General features: G+C 52.1%; 2 protein-coding genes. Both read left to right on the top strand.

Features of this window, described 5'->3' with window-relative positions:
• Positions 1-255: 255 nt before the first annotated feature.
• On the top strand, positions 256-1,533 hold the full coding sequence (locus tag VLH40_06190; protein ID HSV31594.1) for a GAF domain-containing sensor histidine kinase: 1,278 nt from the start codon (positions 256-258) through the stop codon (positions 1,531-1,533).
• 10 nt (positions 1,534-1,543) lie between these two features.
• Positions 1,544-2,197 (top strand): response regulator transcription factor, encoded by a 654-nt coding sequence (locus VLH40_06185; GenBank protein ID HSV31593.1) that lies wholly within the window; start codon positions 1,544-1,546, stop codon positions 2,195-2,197.
• The last annotated feature ends 31 nt before the right edge of the window (positions 2,198-2,228 follow it).

Genomic DNA, 2,228 nt, shown 5'->3' with positions numbered 1-2,228 from the left:
GGTGATAATTAGGCCCTTCAAACGTATGGATAAAGACAAAGGAGTCCAAGGACCGATGTTTGTATATTCCACGATTGGTTGTAAAAGCAGTTCCTGATTAAACTGGATCGTCGGTTTAATTCATACTTTATATTTCGATAGGTGTGGAAGATGAGATGAAATTATGGAAAAGAGAGAAAACGGAGTAGTCAGCAGTCGCACCGAGGTGTGTCCACCTTGTCGGAACAGAACATTATTATGCTTGGGGGTGTAGGGATGGGAAACAGTGAAACTTCAGCTGACCTGCTGAACTACTATTGTCTACGCGAAGGTCTGAGAAAAAAGGGCGAATACACCGCCTGCCCGCTGGCTGTTTTGAGCCGCGTGTCGGCAGCCATCAGTGGGCTGTCCAACCTGGAGGCGATTCTCCGTATCGGGCTGGACACTACGCTGGAATTTATGAATGGGGCGGTTGGCGGGATCATGCTGCTTGACGAGGAGACAAACATGCTCTGCTATCACGTCTACCGGGGGTTGTCTGACACCTACGCGGAGCATATGTGTATCAGGCTTGGGGAGGGGATCGCTGGCAAAGTTGCGGAGAGCGGCAAGGCCATCCTTGTGAACGATATTTCGCGGGATCCCGGCGCTGCCAGGCCTCACCTGATCAGCACAGAAGGACTAAAAGCTTTTGTCAGCGTGCCGCTTCAGGCAAAAGAGCGGGTGCTTGGGGTGATGAACTACGGGAGCCGGACTGAACGTCTCTTTACGGAAGCGGATACCCACCTTTTGCATTCCATCGGCGACCAACTTGGCATTGCTATTGAGCGTGCCAAGCTCTACGAGCAGTTGAAAAAGGGTCGGGAGAGGTACCGGCAGTTGGCGCGGCAAGTTATCCTGGCTCAGGAGGAAGAAAGGAAAAGAATTGGCCGGGAGCTACATGACGAAACGAGCCAGACATTGGCCGGCTTGGCCCTTAACCTGCAGGCGTTGATTGAGCTTGCCGAAATGATCGGGATTCAGAATGAGCAGTTTAAGACCATGTTAAGGAAGACCCACGCGGCCACGGTAGGGGTGAATATCGAAGTCAGCCGATTGATCGCGGATCTGCGACCGGCGCTTTTGGACATCCTGGGGCTAGTACCCGCCATCCGCCAGTACGCGGAAACGAGTCTGACGTCCCTCGGCATCCGAGTAAGTTTTGAACTGGACGAGTTGAAAAGAATCCTGCAGCCGGAGGAAGAGCTTACCCTTTTTCGCTGGGTCCAGGGAGCTGTGGGGAATATTATCCAACATGCCCAGGCAAAAAATGTAACCCTCTCACTTAAAAAGGTCGACGGAAATCTGGTTTTGCAGGTCATCGACGATGGCAAAGGTTTCAATATGTCTCAGGTTTCTGATGGCGGTGACAAGGGGCGGGGCTACGGCCTATCTAATATGCGTGAAAGAATGGACCTGATTGGTGCGATGAGCACGGTGCAGTCAGAGCCGGGGAAAGGGACTACTGTGACAGCCGTCATCCCGCTGGGTGAACGGTGGGGAAGTGGAAAGTGAGGGGCGCTGCATGCGAAAGATTAGAGTTTTAGTGGTTGATGACCATACCATTGTCCGTGAGGGAGTCTGCGCCCTGCTCGGTCTTTCGCCGGAAATGGACGTGGTGGGCGAGGCTTCCAATGGCGTTGAAGCGCTGGAGATGGTCAGGAAGTTCAAGCCCGACGTGGTGCTCATGGATATTGCCATGCCCCTGATGGATGGGCTGGAGGCAACGCGGCGGTTGGCCAGAGAATTTCCGGAGACGAAAGTCCTGGCACTGACACAGCACGACGACCGGGAATATGTCTTTCAGATTATTGAGGCGGGAGCGCGGGGTTTTATCAGCAAAACAGTGGCTTCATCGGATCTTGTTATGGGCATCCGTTCGGTTAGCCGCGGCGATTCTTTTTTATCTCCGAATGTAGCAAAATTTTTGGTGGATGATTTTCAGAGAGAGGTGGTCGGGAGGAAAAGCCTTGACCCCTATGAACAATTAACGGAAAGGGAGAGAGAAATTTTAAGGCTGCTGGCTGAGGGGTATACAATACCGGAAATCGCCGAAATGTTGGTGCTCAGTCCCAAAACTGTGGAGGGGCACAAGACCCGTCTGATGGGGAAACTGGATCTGCACAACCGGACCGAGCTGGTTAAGTATGCCGTACGCAAGGGGATTATCATTATTTAGGCGGAAGTAATAAAAGAAAAATCAGAAAATA

The sequence above is a fragment of the Atribacteraceae bacterium genome, assembly GCA_035477455.1.
In the GTDB taxonomy this organism is placed as follows: domain Bacteria; phylum Atribacterota; class Atribacteria; order Atribacterales; family Atribacteraceae; genus DATIKP01.
Note: the sequence above shows the minus strand (reverse complement) of the source record. Positions and strands in the feature narration are given on the sequence as shown.

Excerpts from the sequence above, each read along its gene's own strand:
- VLH40_06190 (HSV31594.1), top strand. The coding sequence starts at position 256 with ATGGGAAACAGTGAAACTTCAGCTGACCTGCTGAACTACTATTGTCTA.
- VLH40_06185 (HSV31593.1), top strand. The coding sequence starts at position 1,544 with ATGCGAAAGATTAGAGTTTTAGTGGTTGATGACCATACCATTGTCCGT.